The sequence below is a fragment of the Sphingomonas qilianensis genome (genome assembly GCF_039614825.1).
GTDB classification, from domain to species: domain Bacteria; phylum Pseudomonadota; class Alphaproteobacteria; order Sphingomonadales; family Sphingomonadaceae; genus Sphingomonas; species Sphingomonas qilianensis.
The window spans coordinates 258215-275811 of sequence record NZ_JBDIMF010000001.1; the positions used below are offsets into that span (position 1 = coordinate 258215).

Below are 17597 nucleotides of genomic sequence, written 5' to 3' on the forward strand. Positions count from 1 at the left end.
CCACGCGGCGCCCCGATCAGCGGCTGGCCGCCGGCTCCATTTCCCCCTCGTCCCCGTCGGGATCGCGCCCGTGCAGCCGATCCAATTGCCGCATTGCCGGCGTAACAGTCAGCCCGTGCATCAGGATCGACAGCAAGACGACCAGGCCCATGATCGCCCACAGCCGATCGACATAAGCGACCTCCATATGGTTCAGACCATAAGCCAGGTAATAAAACGACCCCATCCCGCGAATGCCGAAAAAGGCCAGGGTGAGCTTTTCACTGCGTTCCGCCGACGACCCGAGGAAGCCGAGCATCCCGGCGACCGGCCGCACCACGAGCAGGATCGCCAGCGCCACCACGATCTCGATCCAGCCGAGCGGCGCGAGCAGCCCGCTGACCAGCGCGCCGCCGAACAGCAACAGCCCGGCCATCATCGCCAGGCGTTCGATCTGCTCGGTGAAATCGTGCATGTCGCGCTGGAAATCATGGCTGCGATGCGAGTGCCGCAGCGACAGCGCCGCCACGAACACGCCGAGGAAGCCGTAGCACTGCGCGATCTCGCACACGCCATAGGCGATGAACGTCGCGGCGATGGCGATCACGCCGTCGCCGGTTTGCGCCAGCTTGCTCTCCGCCGGGATATGGAAGGTGATCCAGCCGAACAACCGGCCGATGCCCCAGCCGATCACGATCGCCACGGCGATTTCCCATATCACGCTGTGCAGCGCCCATTTGGTCGCCCATGCCTCGCCCGTCGCCGCGGTAGCAGCGAGCGCCAGTGCGAGATGCACGAAAGGAAAGGCCAGGCCGTCGTTGAGCCCGGCTTCGGAGGTCAACCCGAAGCGCACCTCGTCCTCCTCGCCGGTCTTGGGCGGCCCGACCTGGACATCCGCCGCAAGCACCGGATCGGTCGGCGCGAGCGCCGCGCCAAGCAGGATCGCCACGGGGAGCGAGAGGCCAAGCGCATAGACGCCGAGCAGCGTGATCGCGCCGATCGTCAGCAACATGGTCGGGCCGAGCAACCGCCAGGTCGTGCCCCAGCGTCGCCAGCCGAACACGCGATCGATCTTCAGCCCCGCCCCCATCAGCGCGACTATGACCACGAATTCGGTGAAATGCTCGACGAACACGGGATGCCGATCGGGCAGCGGCACGATCGGCAGGGGCAGCGCATAGAATAAGGCCGCGCCGATCGCGATGCATACGATCGGCAGCGACAAGGGCAGCTTCTTCAGCGCGAGCGGCAACCACGCGACCAGCGCAATAAGCAGACCGGCCGCGGTGAGCGCCAGGATATAGGGCTCGGGTGGCCAGGAGAAGGTTTCAAACATGCCCCCCGAACCCCTGGCCGGCGCGGACGTTCATTTCGCGCAAAATTAACTTACAGAAGGCGGCGCCAGCGCACGCAGCGCCGGGCCAATTCCCCGATCAGAGGCGCGGCCCCAGCAGCGCCATAAGCGCCTCGCAGCCGGCCGCATCCTCGGCATCGAACCGTGCCGGCTGCGGGCTATCGAGATCGAGCACGCCGATCAGCCGCCCGTCCACCACGATCGGCACGACCAGTTCGGAACGGCTGGCCGCGTCGCAGGCGATATGGCCGGGGAAAGCGTGCACATCCTCGACCAATTGCGTCGTGCGCGTTTGAGCCGCCGCACCGCATACACCCTTGCCCATGGCGATGCGGATGCACGCCGCCTTGCCCTGGAACGGCCCCAGCACCAATTCGCCCGCCACCGCGCGGTAAAAGCCGGCCCAATTGAGATCGGGCAGATATTCCCATACCAACGCCGCGGCATTGGCCATGTTGGCGATCGCATCGGGCTCATCGGCCGTCAGCGCGTCGAGCGCGGCGGTGAGGTCGCGGTAAAGCTCGGCCTTGCTGCCGGCGGCGATGTCGAACTGGTACATGTCGTTTCCACTAATAAGTCGGCATCCCGAATGCCTTTCGGGGTCCACATGCGGCCCGCCGTCTCATGAACGGTGCCGCTGGGTCACATGGACGCGGCTGCATCCTGAAACAAGTTCCGGTTGACGACCAACGATGTGGTTGCCCCCGGCGCCATTCTGCGCGATCGCATCGCGGATGGTCGCCATTCCCGTCACCCGCTCGATCTCGATCGACAGCGACGAGCTGCAGGAAAGCGCCACGCGCTCGGGCGGCGCGGGCGGCCAGCATGTCAACACAACCGACAGCGCGGTGATCCTGCGCTTCGATGTGGGCAATTCGCCGAATCTGCCGCTGGCGGTGAAAAACCGGCTGGCGATCATCGCCGGATCGCGGCTGACGCGCGATGGCGTGCTGGTGCTGCGCAGCGAAAGCACGCGCTCGCAATTGCTCAACCGCCAGGAGGTGCGCGAGCGGCTGATCGCGATGATCCAGGAAGCGACGATCGTGCCGAAAAAGCGACGGCCGACCAAGCCGACCCGCGCGTCGCAGACGCGGCGCGTGGACGGCAAGGTAAAACGCGCGACCGTGAAGAATCTGCGCGGGAAAGTGCGGGACTGACCCCCGTCATCCCGGATTTAGTCCGGGATGACGGGAAAGGTCATGCCTCTTCCGGCTTCTCGAATTCGGTTACCACGGTGGCCGCCTCGGCGCCCTCGGGCAGCGTAAACCCGGCCTCGGCGAAGCGCGCGGGCAGCGGCGCGACCGCGATGATCGGCGGCTTGCCCGCGCGCGGCACGGTCAGCGCCGCGGCATGCAGCAGGCTGTGCTTGCCGCCAGAACCGTAAATCGGATCGCCTACGACGGGCGCGCCCAATGCCTCGGCCGCGTGCACGCGGATCTGGTGCGTGCGCCCCGTCTCGGGGGTGAATTCGACGAACGAGCGCCCGTCCTTCACCTCGATCACGCGCCAGCCGGTGCGCGCCGCCTTGCCGGCAGGATCGCCCTTCATGCGCCAGCCCGCTTCCGCGCTGCTGATCTTGGACAAAGCGAGATCGATCACGCCCTCGCCCTCGACCACGCCATCGAGCACCGCGAGATAGCGTTTGGTCACCAGCCCCTGCTCGAACGCCTGCTGCAGCCGCGCATGCGCCTTGGGATTGCGCGAGAGTAGCAGGCAGCCCGACGTATCGCGATCGAGCCGGTGCACGGCATGCGGCCAGCGGCGAAACCCGAAGGTCAGGCCGGCGAGATGGTTTTCAAGGCTGATCGAGCCGTCGCGCGGGCGATCGACCGGCAGCCCGGCGGGTTTATCAATGACCAGCGCTTCGCCGTCGAGAAAGAGAACATGATTTGCAAGCATGCCGCCCCCTTGCCACCGCTTGCGGCTGCATGCCAGAGAAACACCCCGTGACCTTGTTGCTTAAAATCATCATCGGCGCGTGCGGCTGGTTGCTGGGCATGGCGCCGGCACTGGCGCTGGCGCTGCCCGTGCCCTTGTGCGCCACGCAAAGCGCGGAGACCGGGGCGGATGGCCGCGCGCTGGGCCATCTGCCATATGGCCAGGGCGCCGAGGCGGATCTGCTCAGCGCGCCGCCGGGCTTCAGCATCGGTGGCCCGTGCCGCTTGCAGCGCGCCGCGGCGGACGATCTCATCCGACTGCTGCAGGCGGCGGATGCGGTGCCCGGCGTGGCCGGGACGCTGCGCGGCGTCTCCTGCTTCCGCTCGATCGAGTATCAACGGCAGGTTTTCTGCGGGCAGATCGGGGCCGACAAGCGCTTCGCCAGCGCCGCCGAGCGCGCCCGCGTCGTGGCGCCGCCGGCGTTCAGCGAACATGCCACCGGCTATACGCTCGATTTCGCGATCCGCCCGTCGCCCGATTGCCCCGACGTCGATGCCTGCATCATCTGGCACCCCGCCGGGCGCTGGCTGCTGGCGCATGCGCGCGAGTTCGGCTTCGAGTTGTCGTTCCCGGCAGGCAATGCGCAGGGCGTGTCGTGGGAGCCATGGCATTGGCGCTGGGTCGGCACGTCGCCGCGCGCGCCCGGCGCGGCGGCGGCGCGCGCCGTCTTCGCGCGGGCCGCGGCCAATTATCCGGCGATCCCGGGCCTGTATCTGAAGCCGCCCCGCGTCGTGTCGACGCTGCCGCAGCCCGCCTTCCCGCTCTATTTTCCGCGTCTTCCGGGCATGTGAAAGCGGCCGGCCGGGACTCCCCGACCGGCCGCTCGGTCACACCGTCAACCGCTCACGCGATCTGCTTTGCCGCCACTTCGGCGATGCGCCGGCCCTGATAGCGGGCGCCGTCCAGCTCGCTGGCGCTCGGCATGCGGCTGCCATCGCCGTCCGCAATCGTCGTCGCGCCATACGGCGAACCGCCCTTGACCACATCCACACCGACCTGCCCCTGGAAGCCATAATCGAGCCCGACGATGGTCATGCCGAAATGCAGCAGGTTGGTGATGATCGAGAACAGCGTCGTCTCCTGCCCGCCATGCTGGCTGGCGGTCGAGGTGAATGCGCCGCCCACTTTGCCGTTCAGCGCGCCGCGGAACCACAGGCCGCCGGCCTGATCGAGGAACGACGCCATCTGGCTGGGCATGCGGCCAAAGCGAGTCGGCGCGCCGATGATGATCGCATCATAGCTGGCCAGCGCCTCGACGCTTTCGATCTCGGGATGCGCGGTATCGGTCTTGAACCCGGCAGCGGCGACCACGGCGGCGGGCGCCGTCTCTGCCACGCGACGGATATCGACCTCGGCACCAGCGGCGCGCGCACCTTCGGCGACGGCATCCGCGATCTGTTCGATATGGCCGTAGGAGGAATAATAGAGGACGAGGACTTTGGTCATGGGATTTTCCTTTGCTGAACACCGGCTTCGCGACGAATGTAGCGGAAAGCCTTCGCTCCCGCTTTAAGTTGTTGATCGCTTAATGGCACTGGGACCGGAAGACGGGCGGGGCCTCAGCACACGCCCTGGGTTTGCTCTGCAAATCGGCTGGAGCTTGGCGAAATTCCGACGGTCCGGTTGCGGTGATCGTCGCCTAAAAGAAAATTGGCCATGTGGTCTGCCAAGCGCTCACCAGTAGCCGCTTCTAAAAATAGAAATTGACCCTGCGGATTTACCTCAAGGAAAACATATTCATCATCCGGTGTGATTTTTACGTCGAATATTCCCATGGCCAGTGACAGCTCTCTAAGCACTCCGTCAACAAGTGCCTGCAAGGTATCATCGACAGCCCAGGGCTTGATTGGCACGTCTAGGTTCGGCCGCCAATCGAGCTGTTTTGTCTCAATAATGCTCGCATGCGACACTGCACCGAAAGCGTTAAGCCGAATATGCCGGGTTCCGGGGACAAACTCCTGATATATAGTTGGGGCGGACCGAATGATTTCCTCGGGGATACACTTTAGGTCCAAGAAACGAGTGAAAACAAGTGGACCCCGCGTGCCTGCCACCGGCTTGTAGATAATTTTATCGAACGCATCAGCAAAGCTGCCCAGTGCGCCGGGAGATTGGGTTACAAGCGTCGCAGGAATGTTGAAGCCGGCCCTAACGGCGGCTGCAAGCTGCACAAGTTTGTTAGAAGCCGCTTCCGTCGCCGACGGGTGGGATACCCACCGTCCCTCGAACGAGGTTTCCAGCGCCCCGCGCAGTCCGGCGCAGCAATCATTGTTAATCAGCGATTGCTCGTCACGCCCTAATATAGCTAGGCCGGTCTGCGCTGGCTTATACCTTCGCCACCACAAAGTCGCAAACTCCTTGGGATCTACGACCGTCCCGCATGTCGTTGTCAATCGTACCTGCGGAGCTGCTCCACTTACACAAAGATAATTGACCAATTCACTACCATGGACGCTATCACTGCCAATAATGTAGCAATTACCGCCCTTGCTCTTGATAACGTCCTGGATCAGCAAGGCATGGAGATCATCACTTTCAGATACGATCAATACGCCATCTTTCATTAGACAATCTCCATACCGGTACCCGCATTTCGTCAGTCGCAGTCGTCAGAACATCCTGCGGAACACGATTCCGAACCAATACCGAGGTTTCCACTGAATTTTACGCCAAGGCGCTCTCGAACTTCATGTTCCCACGCCTTTATTTCCTCGGGACTAGTGAACTCTATATGGCTATCCGGAACAGGATAGAATACTACCGCTGGGGCACCCTTGGTGACCCTTGATGGATCAACCTTATCAAAAAGCTTGATGCTTGCCTTACCTTCCATGCCTTCCATGCCTTCCTCCATTTATTATAGAGCATATGGATTATTGAAGCCTGCGGTCACGTGCGACCTCCAGACATATAATTCGGCGATCACACAAATTCTATGTTACTATGCATTAGTATAAAGGGCAAGATTCGCTTGATGTCATCGTAAACATCTTGTTTTACAGATACTAAATATTCATCTCGCAGAACCCGCCGACTCATTAACATCAATTCAGGCGTCCCTACTGGACTGGGCAGGCGTGCTATGTGCAATTTTAAATTGCGAGTCGCGTATCTATTGATCTAAAATAGTCGGTACCCGTGACGACTCTTCATGAAAGTCGATATATTTGGCTGTCGACTTAAGAGGATGGCGTGTGGGCCGGCCAGCGCCTGCTGCCGCGGGGCTGGGTGCGCACGATGACCACGGCCAGCGGCCCGCAGCCCGCCAGCGGGCCGGGCTATGGCGCGACGATGTGGCTGTTCGGTCCGCAACAAGGTCTGCCCGCGGGCAGCTTCGCCGCGCAGGGCAATCGCGGCCAATATGTCATGGTCATCCCGGCGCGGCAGCTGGTGGTGGTCCGCCGCGGCGAAGATCCGGGCGCGGCGCGGTTTGACATCGCCCGCTTCGTCGCCGATGTCGCGGCGACGCTGCCGTAAGGACGGAGCCGGGTGCATCGCACGCCGGGCTCGCTGCCGCTCGAGCGGGCCGGGATGACCCATCCCGATCCGCTCGAATCCCGTCTTCTGGACAGCCGCCACGCGGCGCTGTCCGGGCGTGTTATACCGCCGATGCCGCCAACGGGCTGGTGTCTACCTGCTCCGGCTGCTGGAAGCGGAATTCGCCATCCTCGCCCATCACGCGCAACTGGCCGTCTTCCAGCGCGAAATACGAACCGTGCAAGGTCAGCGCGCCCTTGGCGATCGCGGCCTGCACGAACGGGAAGCTTTGCAGATTGGCCAGCGATGTCCGCACGGCTTCATATTCCATTTCGCGCGTGGCATCGGGCCCATCGCCGCAGCGCGCTTTAACCTTGTCGCGCGCGCCATCGAGAATGCTCACCCAGCTGGCGATAAAGCCGCCCTTGCCCGGCTCGGCATCACGAAACGCACCGCTCAATGCGGCGTTGCAGCCGCCACACGCGCCGTGCCCCATGACAACGATTTCCTCGACCTGCAATTTGGTGACGGCAAATTCCAGTGCGGCGGAAACGCCGTGGAAGCCGGCGCGCGTCTCGAACGGCGGCACCAGCGCGGCCACGTTGCGCACCACGAAAATCTCGCCGGGCATGGTATCGAAGATCTGCGCCGGCTCGACGCGGCTGTCGGAACAGGCGATCACCATCACCTTGGGGCTCTGGCCCTCGCGCAGCTCGTGCCAGCGGTCGCGCTGACGGCGCAGGTCGGACGTGCGGAAGCGGTGATATCCTTCCACCAGATCAGCAAAATAGGTCATTCTTCGCTCCTCGAGAAATCGGCGCCGCCGCGTGGTCGCCATATCGTGATCGAGCGCCGGAGATAGGCATCCTTGCGCGACGGCGCATGTCGCTATTGTGTCAAATCATGTACGCGGTGTCAGCTCCACCAGCGCGGCATTGGTGCCGTCGCGGAGCACCCATAACGATCCGTTGGGGCCCTCCTCGATCTCGCGGATGCGGTTGCCCAGCGCGATCCGGGCCACTTCGCGCGCCTCGGTGCCGGTCACGCGCACGCGCACCAGGCCCTGCTGGACCAGCCCGGCGAGGAGGAAATCGCCCGTCCAGCCGGCAAAGGCGGTGCCGCGATACTGGATCATCCCGCCCGGCGCGATCACCGGCGTCCAGCTGGTCAGCGGCGCGACGACGCCAGGCGCAGTCGCGTGGCGCGGAATGAACGTCCCATCGTAATTGTCCCCCTCAGACACACCCGGCCACCCATAATTGCCGCCCGCGACGATAAGATTGAATTCGTCGCCGCCCGCCGGGCCCATTTCGGATTCGAACAATCGCCCATCGGCGGCAAAGACCAGGCCATAAGGATTGCGGTGCCCCAGCGACCAGATTTCGGGCCTGGCGTTCGGCGTCCCGGCAAACGGATTCCCCGCCGCGGCGCTGCCATCCAGAGTGATGCGCACGATCTTGCCCAGCGTGCCCGACTTATCCTGCGCAGGGCTGCCTTGCTGACGCTCGCCGGTGCTGATGAACAAGGTCCGCCCGTCCGGCGCAAACGCCAGCCGACCGCCGAGCTGCCCGCCAGTCGTGGCGGGGGTCGCGCGCCAGATGACAGCCACATCGGTGAGCCGCGGCGCCGCCGTCAGGTCAAGCGTCGCGCGGGCCACGGCAAGTTGCTGGCCGCCGGTGGCCGGCTCGGCATAACTAAGCCAGACCCGCCCGTTGGCGGCAAAATCGGGATCGAGCGCGACATCCTGCAATCCCAGCTGCCCCTGGAAGGTCACGCGCGGAACATTGGTTACTGAGGTCTTGGCCCCGGCCTGCGTGACCAGCTGCAATTGTCCCGATTTCTCCGTCACGAGCATCCGGCCATCGGGCAGGAACACCATCGCCCACGGATTGTCGAACGTGGCGACCACGCGCTGGTCGACGGCGGTCGTCACGCGCGTCGGGGTGGGGGTCGGCAACGGCATGGGCGTGGGCGTGGGCGTGGGTGTTGGGGTCGGCGCCGTGGTCGGCGGGGGCGCCTGCCCGCCGCCATCATTACCACCACCACAGCCGGCCAAACCCGCCGCCAAGGCCATCGGCACTAAACACAGACGCCGCATTGTACGCTCCCTCAACCACCACTTGCCATCAACGCGTGGCACCGCTGGAAGATGCCCAAGGGTCGCGCGCACGCCAATCGCTGCCGTTCGAACTACGTAGATCGCCGCATGGCAGGCGGCTGGGCCTGCGCGCATGATCCCGCGATGACCCTGCCCCTCCAGCTAGCGTTCGCCACGATCATGGTCACGCTTACCATTGGCCTGCATCTGGCCGGGCTTACCGTGCTGCTCAGGCTGCTGCGGGGGCATCGTTCACGGCGGCCCGATGGCAATGTCCACCTGCACGATAGCATCGGTATCCTGATCGCCGCATTTGCCCTGTTCGTGCTCCACGCGATCGAGATATGGGGGTACGCCGTGCTCTATTTCACGGCCGGGGCGTTGCGAACGTTCGAGGAGGCGCTGTATTTCTCGACCTCGACCTATGCCACGATCGGCTATGGCGATGTCGTCTTGGCACCGGGATGGCGCGTCTTGGGCGCGATCGAAGGGGCAAACGGCATCATCCTGCTCGGCTGGTCGACGGCCTTCTTCGTCGCGGTGGTCACGCGCATCCGCTTGCTCGAACTCGAGATCGATGCCGAGCCGGCAGCGCCCATGCGGGAAATCCCGTAACGACGCTTTCCGCGTCGGCGCGCAAACTTGCTGTGCGAAAGGAGCGACTCATGGCGGACAAGATGCGCGCGACGATTTTTCTCGGGCCCGGGCGGCTCGTGCTGGGCGAAAAGCCCGTGCCGGAGGTCGGCCCGCTCGATGCGCTGATCCGCATCACCATGACCACGATCTGCGGCACCGATATTCACATCCTGAAGGGGGAATACCCGGTCGCGCCAGGTCTAACGATCGGCCATGAGCCGGTCGGCGTGATCGAAAAGCTCGGGTCCGCCGTCAGCGGATATGAAGAAGGCCAGCGCGTTATCACCGGCGCGATCACACCTTCCGGCTGGTCAAATGCGTCGCTCGACGGATGCCATGCGCAATGCGGCGCGGGCACCCCGCATGGCTGGAAAGCGCTTGGCGGCTGGCGCTTCGGCAACACGATCGATGGTGCACAGGCCGATTATCTTCTCGTGCCCGATGCGATGGCCAATCTAACGCCGATCCCCGATGGGCTGACCGACGAACAGGTGCTGATGTGCCCTGACATCCTGTCAACCGGGTTAGGCGGCGCAGAGGCTGCGAAGATCCGTATCGGCGACACCGTCGCGGTCTTTGCGCAGGGCCCGATCGGCTTGTGCGCCACTGCGGGCGCACGGATGATGGGCGCCGCAGAGATCATCGTGATCGAGCATCTGCCGGAGCGCTGCGCCATCGCGCGCCGCATGGGCGCCGATCACGTCGTCGATTTTGCCATCGAGGATCCGGTTAGCGCCATCATGCGCATTACGCGTGGGCGCGGCGTGGATGTCGCGATCGAGGCATTGGGCAAGCAGCAGACATTCGAATGGGCGTTGCGCGCGCTGCGCCCCGGCGGCACATTATCCTCGCTCGGCGTCTATTCCGAGGACATCCGCCTCCCGCTCGATGCCTTTGCCGCCGGGCTCGGCGACCATCGTATCGTCACCACCTTGTGCCCGGGCGGCAAGGAGCGGATGCGCCGGCTGATGGCCGTGGTGGCGAGCGGGCGTGTCGATACCAGCGCCCTGGTCACGCACCATTTCAGCCTCGACGATATCGAAACGGCATACGATATCTTCGGCCATCAGCGCGATAACGTGCTCAAGATCGCAATCAGACCATAAGCACGATGGCGCCGCTGCGCATTCGGTATACCGTGATCACGAAGCGCCTGGCGCGGATGGCGGTCGTGGCTGAAGCCAGCGGCTGACGCTCCCTACGCTGATGCATATCATGACGCCGTGCGGAACACCGCGCGAGCGCCAGCCGTTGGCTGGGCAGGCATCAGGGATATAAGCATGGCGGCGTTGGAGCTCTGGGGCGGTCCCGAATGTACCGTGAACCGCACGCATGATGGTTATGCTGATCAGATCAGGTTAAGCGGCCACCACGAGCGCGATGGCGATCTCGATCTCTTCGCCGAGCTTGGACTGTCTGCGGTGCGCTACCCCATCTTGTGGGAGCGCGTCGCGCCCGGAGATCCGGCAACGCCGGATTGGTCATGGAGCGATCAACGTCTGCGCGGTCTGCACGATCGCGGCATCCGGCCGATCGCGGGGCTGGTCCATCATGGCAGCGGCCCTGCCTATACCAATCTGCTGGACAACGGGTTTGCACCGGGCCTTGGCCGCTTTGCCGGCCAGGTGGCGGAGCGTTATCCGTGGATCGACGATTGGACCCCGATCAACGAACCGCTCACCACGGCGCGCTTTTCGGCGCTGTACGGGCACTGGTATCCCCATCACCGCGACGAGCGGTCGTTCTGGCGCGCCATGCTCAATCAGATCGATGGCACGCGCGCGGCGATGTGCGCGATCCGCCGGATCAACCCCGCGGCGCGGCTGATCCAGACCGACGATCTCGGGCGCACGCAGGCGACCACGCCGCTCGCCGAGCAGGCGGCGTTCGACAATCTGCGTCGTTGGATCGGCTGGGATCTGCTGTTCGGCCGCGTCACGCGCGCACATCCGATGTGGGATCGGATCGACGGGTTCGGGCTGGGCGATCGGCTGCGCGCGATCGCCGATGACCCCTGCCCGCCCGACGTGATCGGCGTGAACCATTATCTCACCAGCGATCGTTTCCTCGATCATCGGCTGCATCATTATCCGCCGCACACGCACGGCGGCAACGGCCGTGCCGCTTATGCCGATATCGAGGCGTTGCGCGTGCTCGATCCGGCGCCGCCCGGGCTGGGCGGCGCGCTGCGCGAGGCCTGGCAGCGTTATGGCGTGCCGCTGGCGATCACCGAGGTACACAATGGCTGCACGCGCGAGGAGCAATTGCGCTGGGCGGCGGAAATCTGGGACCAGGCCGTCATGCTGCGCGCCGAGGGCGTGGATATCATTGCCGTCACCGCCTGGGCGCTGTTCGGCAGCCATGGCTGGAACACGTTGCTCACGGCGCCCGGCGTTTACGAAGCCGGCGTGTACGACGTGACGACAGGCACGCCGCGCGCGACGGCGCTTGCGGCCTTGTGGCGCGGCCTGCCGCATGATGCCCCGCGCCACCCGGTGGCCACGGCGCCAGGCTGGTGGCAGCGCCCCGACCGGCTGCTTTACCCGCAGGCGGCCCACGCGACGCTGTCGCAGCCCGGTAATGTCGCGCCGCTGCTGATCTGCGGCGCGACCGGCACGCTCGGGCAGGCCTTTGCCCGCGCCTGCGCCGCGCGCGGCATCGCCCATGTCGTCACCGGGCGCGACACGCTCGATCTCGAAAATGGCCACAGCATCGCCGCCGCGCTCGATCTGCACCGGCCGTGGGCGGTGATCAATGCCACCGGCTGGGTGCGTGTCGATGAGGCTGAAGCCGCAGAAGCGGCGTGCCACCGCATCAACGCCACCGGCGCGATCGCGATCGCGCAAGCCTGCGCCGCGCGCAGCATCGGCTGCCTCGCTTTCTCCAGTGATCTGGTGTTCGATGGCCAGGGGTCGCGCGCCTATGTCGAAACCGATGCGGTGGCCCCGCTCAATGCCTATGGGCGCAGCAAGGCGGCGATGGAGGCGGCGTGCGCCGATCTGCCCGGGGTGCTCGTCGCGCGGACGGCAGCGTTCTTCTCGCCCCACGACACGCACAATTTCGCCGTCGCCGTGGTCGACACGCTCGATCGCGGGCAGTGCTTCATCGCGGCGGAGGACTGGGTCGTGACCCCAACCTTTGTGCCCGCGCTGGTCGATGCCGCGCTGGATCTGCTGATTGATGGCGCAGACGGCATCTGGCATCTGGCCGGCGACGAGGCGGTCAGCTGGGCCGACTTTGCCCGTCGCATTGCCGCAGCCTGCGGGTATGACACAAGACTGATCGATGGCGTGCGCGGCGATACGCTCGGCTGGCCTGCGGCGCGCCCCGCGCAGGCCGCGTTGGCCAGTGCGCGCGGTGCTGCGGCTGGCACGCTGAGCGCAGGAATCGAGCATTTCGCGCGCGACAATCGTGCCCGTGCCGGCCGCGCCAAGGCAGCATAAGGGCGCGCGGGCAGGCCGGGGCGATGGCGTCAGCCATCACCCCGCCCGGTCGATCACACCTTGGCTTCGGATGCGCCCTCTGCGGCATAGAGCGAGGCGTAACGACGCGTGATCATCGGCAGTGCCTCATCGATCCACTGCGCCATGCTCTGCTCTTCGCCGAGCGATTTGGTGAGCGCTGCAGTGGCGTTGCTGAAGCCGCCATCATCGGCCAGCACCAGCAGCGACTTGTAAGCCGCGATCTCGAAATGCTCGAACGCGTAATTGGCAAAGCTGTTCTTCAGGATTTCATCGTCGGCCACGGTGTGCATCATCGCCGCCATCGTACCCGACATGCTGAGCGCGGTATCCTTGAGCACCGAGCCGCTCGATTCGAAGCTGGCCAGCAGCTCATCGAGCCGCGCGATCTGCCCGTTGGTTTCTTCGATATGCAACCGCAACCGCTCGGCGACTTCAGGATAATGTTCGATCCGCGCGACCTGCGGGGTCATGATCGACAGCGCCTGCTTCTCGACCGCGTGCGCGTTGCGCAAGCCGACGATGAATATATCGCGCGTGGTATCGTTGTGCGTTGCCATGATGCCTGCTCCAATGAGGGGTCAGGGGGAAACGCGTGGTTAAGCCGATGTGTCCTTGTCTAAACCACGCTGTTCAGCGTGCCGTGCGGAGCGTGATGCGGGTCATTTCCGGCGGTCGCCCGAGCCGCAGGGCAAAGCCGGGCCACAAGGCGGTGCCGTTGCTGACGTAGAGCGTCATGCCGCCGACCGCGTAGCGGCCCGAAACGAAGCCGTTATTGGCCCGCGCCACAAAGCGGTCGAGGCCGCGGATCATGCCGCCATGCGTGTGACCGGAGAGTTGGATGGCAACGCCCTTGGCCGCCGCCGCCCGCGCGCCGCGCGGTTGATGGTCGAGCAGCAGGATTGGCACCTCCGCTGGTGCGCCGGCCAGCGCGGTGTCCAGATCCGGCCCGGCCTCCCCGGCCGCCCGCGCCGAAAGATCGGTGACCCCGGCCACCACGAGCCGCGCCTCGTCCCGCGCGAGCACGACATGCGCATTAGGCAGCATGCGCAGCCCCATCCCGCGCAGATGACGCATCCAATCGGGATAACTGAAAAAATATTCGTGATTGCCGGGAATGGCATACACGCCGTCCGGTGCGCGCAGATCGGCCAATGGCGCGACATCGGCGCGCCGCATCGCCACCGACCCATCGATGAAGTCCCCGGTCACCACGATCAGATCGACGCCCGAGGCATTGGCGCGATCGACCACATTGCGTGTCCAGCTGGCCGGGAACAGTCGGCTGATGTGTAGATCGGCCAATTGCAGCACACGATAGCCGTCGAAGCGCGGCGGCAGCCCCGCAACGGCGATGTCGATATCCTTCACCGCCGGCACGCCGATGGCATTGTTCACGCCGATGGCCGCCAGCAGCGCCGCCGCAGCGGCAAGCGCATATCGCACGCCATCCGGTATGGTGATCGTCCGTTGCCGCACCAGCACGATGCCCAGACTAACCAGATCCGCCAGCACTTGGGCAACGGCGAGCAGCACGATCACCCCGAATGCCCAGTTGAACAGGATCACGATCGCGCGAGGAAATTCCGGCGCGAATACCGAGCCGGAGGAAAGCCTGCTCCACAAATGATATTGCGACGCCACCAGCAGCAGCACGGCCACCGCGATCTTCCATTCCAGCGCAATCGCCAGCGGCCATAGCCATCGCGCCAGTACCAACAGGCACGGCAGCAAAAAGAACAGGTGAAAGATCGTGCATCTCCTTGGCCGGATCCCGGTGAGCCGGCGGTCGCGCGATGCACGTCTCCTAGATCAGCCGCAATAGCTTAGGCCGAGCGATCGATGCCGCCACTACCGCCAAGCCTCTCACGATCATCGCCGTCCCCTCGCCCGTTGCTCAGCGCATCAGCGCCGCGTCACCCCAGGTTACCGGCAGCCGCTGGTTGGTCGCGCCGCGGCTCCGCGCGACGAGTTCGATCAGCTTCACCCCGGCGACGGGCACCGATAGCGGTTGCGCGGCCATGCCCCATTTCAGCGGCGCGCTGGTCGCCAGCAACCTGCCATCGCCGTAAACGGCGAAGGTGACCGCGTGTGTCTTGTCCACCGCACTGTCGTCTACCCCGACCATCGTCGTGAACCGTCGTGCCGTGTTGCGCACCTCCAACCGGGAATTGGCCAGGATGCCGATGCCCGCCCCGAAGGTGGTGCCCGCGATCTGCAGCACCTGGCCGTAGGGCGCGCTGTCGGCGCGCGCGCCGCCCCAACCGGCATAGGTCGGCCGATCGCCCGGTCCGGTGGTGCCGGTCCAGCCTGCCGCCGTGCGGAAGATCGTCGGGTCGACGGTCGGGTCGATCACGCCATCCACCGCGGGGTTCACGCTCCCGGGTTGTTCCGACAGATAATAGCCGCCTAGCAGGCTGCGCGTCCCCTGCGCCCGGAAAACCAACGTCTCGCGCGGGGCCACGCGCAGCTTGATCCGTCCGGTAAAATCGGTGCGCTGCTTGCTCCACAGATCGGTCAACGCGATCGGCGCGGTGTCGCTGAATTTCAGGTGCCCGGCATTGAGCTCGACGTCGTAAGGCCCCGAGCCGCGGTTGAAGATCGCCACGCCCTTGTCCCCCGAAGCGAGCGGCTTGACCAAAATCTGCAGGTCACTGCTATCATAGGCCAGCACTGCCTGATTGCCGGCCGGATCCTGATTGAGCGCGATGATGTCGGCATTGCCGAAAATGTTCATCAGCGAGGCGGGCGTAGCCCGCAAATCGGTGCCGATCATCAGCGGGGCGTTGAGCATCGCCCACAAGGAAAAGTGCGAGCGCGCTTCGATCAGGTGATCCGCATCGAAATCGCCCGCCCCGATATGCAGCATGTCGGGATCGTTCCATGCGCCCGGATGCGCATAGAGCGACCGCGTCACAGCGCTATCGTAATTGACCAGCAGCCGCCCCCAGGCCGGCGCGATATCGTCGCTGGTGCGCGAGATATTGCCGTAATCCTTGCCCCAGGCGCGCACATTGGCGGCGCCCCAGACGCATAGCGACAGCAGATAATCACCATCCGGATTGGCCCGCGCCAGCGCTAGGTTGATCTCTCGAAACAGGCCCTGCACCGCTCCGCTATCGCTGCGCGTCACTGCGCCCGAATCGAGCATCGGCCCGAGCGCGCGAAACTTGCCCGATCGCACGCGTACGCTGGCAGGCCCGTAATCGCGCAGTCCGCAGCCATCGACCTTGATGAAATCGAAGCCCCAGCTGGCAAAATACAGCGCGATATCCTGATCGATATGACCATACAGCCCGACTTCGCGTTCCGCCACGCTGCCCTTGGGCAGATCTGCGTCGCTCGGCGCATAAGCCTGTGAGCATGTGTTGCGGCCGAGGTCGGAATAGATGCCGGCCTTCAATCCCAGCGCGTGAAGCCGATCGGTAAACGGCCGAAAATTTGGCGTGTCGCCGTTGCGCGCGGAGGGAAATTTGTCGGCGCGCACGATCAGCTGGCCATCGCGACCCCGCCGCTGCAGCGCCCAGCCATCGTCGATATTGATGTAGCGATAGCCTTTAGCGGCCAGCCCGCTATCGACGATGCGCTGCGCCGATGCCAGAATCTTGGCCTCGTCGATATCCGTGGCGAACGCGTTCCAGCTGCTCCACCCCATCGGCGGGGTCGCCGCGCGCCCCGCCGTATAGGCGGACCAGCGTCCGGTCGCGGCCAGCGGATCGTCCGGGGTGGCGGCAAGTGCCGATCCTGTGAGTAACCCGCCCAGTGCTGCGGCCAGTGCTGGGGCCAGTCCTACTGCCAGTGCTGCGGCCAGCATCTTTTTCATCGTCATCCCGCCCCGTTCGTCCGTCTTGATCACAGACTGCCGCAAGCGGATCAACGACGCCACCCCCGCCGCTCCGGGCGGTGGATCGGTCGGGGTCACGCCTCCAGCGACGCCCGCAAGTCCATCCCGGCCGCAATCGCCAGGCGTATTGCGGCCGAAAAATTCGGCAGGTCCAGCCGGCTCATCAGCTTGGCGCGGTGCATCTCCACCGTGCGGCTGCTGACCTGCAGGCGATGCGCGATCAGTTTGTTGGGCAATCCCGCCAGCATGAGTTCGAGCACCTCGCGCTCGCGTGGCGCGAGCAGGGCCAGCTTGCGCTCGGCCGCACGGCGACATTCCTGTGCCTGATCGGCATCCTTGCAGCGCGCAACCGCACTTTCGATGAGCGTGATCAGTTCATCATCGACATAGGGTTTTTCAATGAAATCGATCGCGCCCAGTTTCATCGCGCGCACCGCGGCCGACACATCGCTAAAACCCGTCACCACGATTACCGGGAAGGCGGCATTGCGAGCCGTGATGGCCTGAAGCACGTCGAACCCGCTGACGTCGGGCATGTGCAGATCGAGCAGCACCGCGCCCAGCGTCAGATGCGGCAGCTCTTCTAGGAAATCGGCCCCCCCGGCAAAAACGCGTGGGCTCAGCCCGGCCGCTGACAGCATGAACCACGATGACCGTCGGATCTCGGCATCATCGTCCACGATATATACGATCGTCGGCGACGGGATTGTCATCACCAGGCTTTCTTACGCAACATCGCTTCAGCTTAAGAACAAGGCCCGCGTAGCTCAAGGTTCGAACCGCCGAACGAGCAAAAAAAACGATCTGCCT

The 17597-nt window shown here is 64.7% G+C and carries 17 protein-coding genes; 6 read left to right on the plus strand and 11 right to left on the minus strand.

Annotated features, from left to right (window positions below):
* Nucleotides 1–16: 16 nt before the first annotated feature.
* Complete coding sequence (locus ABC969_RS01180; RefSeq protein ID WP_345862405.1) at nt 17–1315, minus strand: cation:proton antiporter; 1299 nt, start codon at nt 1313–1315, stop codon at nt 17–19.
* Nucleotides 1316–1412: 97 nt separating this feature from the next.
* Entirely contained in the window at nt 1413–1892 is a 480-nt protein-coding gene (locus ABC969_RS01185; protein ID WP_345862406.1) for a GAF domain-containing protein, read from the minus strand.
* A gap of 175 nt (nt 1893–2067) precedes the next feature.
* Here ABC969_RS01185 and arfB point away from each other — a divergent pair, with 175 nt between their 5' ends.
* Complete coding sequence (gene arfB / locus ABC969_RS01190) at nt 2068–2490, plus strand: alternative ribosome rescue aminoacyl-tRNA hydrolase ArfB (RefSeq protein ID WP_345863779.1); 423 nt, start codon at nt 2068–2070, stop codon at nt 2488–2490.
* A 40-nt stretch (nt 2491–2530) separates the two neighbouring features.
* Here the strand turns inward: arfB and ABC969_RS01195 are convergent, their stop codons facing one another.
* Entirely contained in the window at nt 2531–3232 is a 702-nt protein-coding gene (locus tag ABC969_RS01195) for an RluA family pseudouridine synthase (protein ID WP_345862407.1), read from the minus strand.
* Nucleotides 3233–3279: 47 nt separating this feature from the next.
* On the opposite strand from ABC969_RS01195, the gene ABC969_RS01200 reads away from it, so the two are divergent.
* The gene (locus ABC969_RS01200) at nt 3280–4062 is read left to right on the plus strand and encodes a M15 family metallopeptidase (RefSeq protein WP_345862408.1); all 783 of its coding nucleotides are present in this window, start codon (nt 3280–3282) and stop codon (nt 4060–4062) included.
* Nucleotides 4063–4114: 52 nt separating this feature from the next.
* On the opposite strand, the gene wrbA is transcribed toward ABC969_RS01200, so the two are convergent.
* Both wrbA and ABC969_RS01210 read right to left on the minus strand, forming a co-directional pair.
* Complete coding sequence (gene wrbA / locus ABC969_RS01205) at nt 4115–4717, minus strand: NAD(P)H:quinone oxidoreductase (protein ID WP_345862409.1); 603 nt, start codon at nt 4715–4717, stop codon at nt 4115–4117.
* Nucleotides 4718–4830: 113 nt separating this feature from the next.
* Entirely contained in the window at nt 4831–5835 is a 1005-nt protein-coding gene (locus ABC969_RS01210) for a hypothetical protein (RefSeq protein WP_345862410.1), read from the minus strand.
* A 628-nt stretch (nt 5836–6463) separates the two neighbouring features.
* Here ABC969_RS01210 and ABC969_RS01215 point away from each other — a divergent pair.
* Nucleotides 6464–6748, plus strand: a complete 285-nt coding sequence (locus ABC969_RS01215; protein WP_345862411.1) for a serine hydrolase domain-containing protein — start codon at nt 6464–6466, stop codon at nt 6746–6748.
* A 121-nt stretch (nt 6749–6869) separates the two neighbouring features.
* Here the strand turns inward: ABC969_RS01215 and ABC969_RS01220 are convergent, their stop codons facing one another.
* Nucleotides 6870–7544: a carbonic anhydrase gene (locus ABC969_RS01220; RefSeq protein ID WP_345862412.1), complete on the minus strand. Its 675-nt coding sequence runs from the start codon at nt 7542–7544 to the stop codon at nt 6870–6872.
* 105 nt (nt 7545–7649) lie between these two features.
* Nucleotides 7650–8846 (minus strand): PQQ-dependent sugar dehydrogenase, encoded by a 1197-nt coding sequence (locus ABC969_RS01225; RefSeq protein WP_345862413.1) that lies wholly within the window; start codon nt 8844–8846, stop codon nt 7650–7652.
* A gap of 144 nt (nt 8847–8990) precedes the next feature.
* Here ABC969_RS01225 and ABC969_RS01230 point away from each other — a divergent pair, with 144 nt between their 5' ends.
* From ABC969_RS01230 to ABC969_RS01240, 3 genes are all read left to right on the plus strand, one after another.
* On the plus strand, nt 8991–9461 hold the full coding sequence (locus tag ABC969_RS01230; RefSeq protein WP_345862414.1) for a potassium channel family protein: 471 nt from the start codon (nt 8991–8993) through the stop codon (nt 9459–9461).
* A gap of 50 nt (nt 9462–9511) precedes the next feature.
* The gene (locus ABC969_RS01235) at nt 9512–10588 is read left to right on the plus strand and encodes an NAD(P)-dependent alcohol dehydrogenase (RefSeq protein ID WP_345862415.1); all 1077 of its coding nucleotides are present in this window, start codon (nt 9512–9514) and stop codon (nt 10586–10588) included.
* A 174-nt stretch (nt 10589–10762) separates the two neighbouring features.
* Nucleotides 10763–12925: a family 1 glycosylhydrolase gene (locus ABC969_RS01240; protein ID WP_345862416.1), complete on the plus strand. Its 2163-nt coding sequence runs from the start codon at nt 10763–10765 to the stop codon at nt 12923–12925.
* Nucleotides 12926–12978: 53 nt separating this feature from the next.
* Here ABC969_RS01240 and ABC969_RS01245 read toward each other — a convergent pair whose 3' ends face one another.
* From ABC969_RS01245 to ABC969_RS01260, 4 genes are all read right to left on the minus strand, one after another.
* On the minus strand, nt 12979–13503 hold the full coding sequence (locus tag ABC969_RS01245) for a ferritin-like domain-containing protein (protein WP_345862417.1): 525 nt from the start codon (nt 13501–13503) through the stop codon (nt 12979–12981).
* Nucleotides 13504–13576: 73 nt separating this feature from the next.
* The gene (locus tag ABC969_RS01250) at nt 13577–14662 is read right to left on the minus strand and encodes a metallophosphoesterase (RefSeq protein ID WP_345862418.1); all 1086 of its coding nucleotides are present in this window, start codon (nt 14660–14662) and stop codon (nt 13577–13579) included.
* Between the two features lie 178 nt (nt 14663–14840).
* Nucleotides 14841–16766: an NPCBM/NEW2 domain-containing protein gene (locus tag ABC969_RS01255; protein WP_345863780.1), complete on the minus strand. Its 1926-nt coding sequence runs from the start codon at nt 16764–16766 to the stop codon at nt 14841–14843.
* A 95-nt stretch (nt 16767–16861) separates the two neighbouring features.
* Nucleotides 16862–17500, minus strand: coding sequence for a response regulator transcription factor (locus ABC969_RS01260; protein WP_345862419.1), 639 nt, complete (start codon nt 17498–17500; stop codon nt 16862–16864).
* Nucleotides 17501–17597 lie beyond the last annotated feature (97 nt).

Coding starts and splice junctions, on each gene's coding strand:
- ABC969_RS01180 (WP_345862405.1), bottom strand. CDS start 1,315: ATGTTTGAAACCTTCTCCTGGCCACCCGAGCCCTATATCCTGGCGCTC.
- ABC969_RS01185 (WP_345862406.1), bottom strand. CDS start 1,892: ATGTACCAGTTCGACATCGCCGCCGGCAGCAAGGCCGAGCTTTACCGC.
- arfB (WP_345863779.1), top strand. CDS start 2,068: ATGGTCGCCATTCCCGTCACCCGCTCGATCTCGATCGACAGCGACGAG.
- ABC969_RS01195 (WP_345862407.1), bottom strand. CDS start 3,232: ATGCTTGCAAATCATGTTCTCTTTCTCGACGGCGAAGCGCTGGTCATT.
- wrbA (WP_345862409.1), bottom strand. CDS start 4,717: ATGACCAAAGTCCTCGTCCTCTATTATTCCTCCTACGGCCATATCGAA.
- ABC969_RS01210 (WP_345862410.1), bottom strand. CDS start 5,835: ATGAAAGATGGCGTATTGATCGTATCTGAAAGTGATGATCTCCATGCC.
- ABC969_RS01220 (WP_345862412.1), bottom strand. CDS start 7,544: ATGACCTATTTTGCTGATCTGGTGGAAGGATATCACCGCTTCCGCACG.
- ABC969_RS01225 (WP_345862413.1), bottom strand. CDS start 8,846: ATGCGGCGTCTGTGTTTAGTGCCGATGGCCTTGGCGGCGGGTTTGGCC.
- ABC969_RS01230 (WP_345862414.1), top strand. CDS start 8,991: ATGACCCTGCCCCTCCAGCTAGCGTTCGCCACGATCATGGTCACGCTT.
- ABC969_RS01235 (WP_345862415.1), top strand. CDS start 9,512: ATGGCGGACAAGATGCGCGCGACGATTTTTCTCGGGCCCGGGCGGCTC.
- ABC969_RS01240 (WP_345862416.1), top strand. CDS start 10,763: ATGGCGGCGTTGGAGCTCTGGGGCGGTCCCGAATGTACCGTGAACCGC.
- ABC969_RS01245 (WP_345862417.1), bottom strand. CDS start 13,503: ATGGCAACGCACAACGATACCACGCGCGATATATTCATCGTCGGCTTG.
- ABC969_RS01255 (WP_345863780.1), bottom strand. CDS start 16,766: ATGAAAAAGATGCTGGCCGCAGCACTGGCAGTAGGACTGGCCCCAGCA.
- ABC969_RS01260 (WP_345862419.1), bottom strand. CDS start 17,500: ATGACAATCCCGTCGCCGACGATCGTATATATCGTGGACGATGATGCC.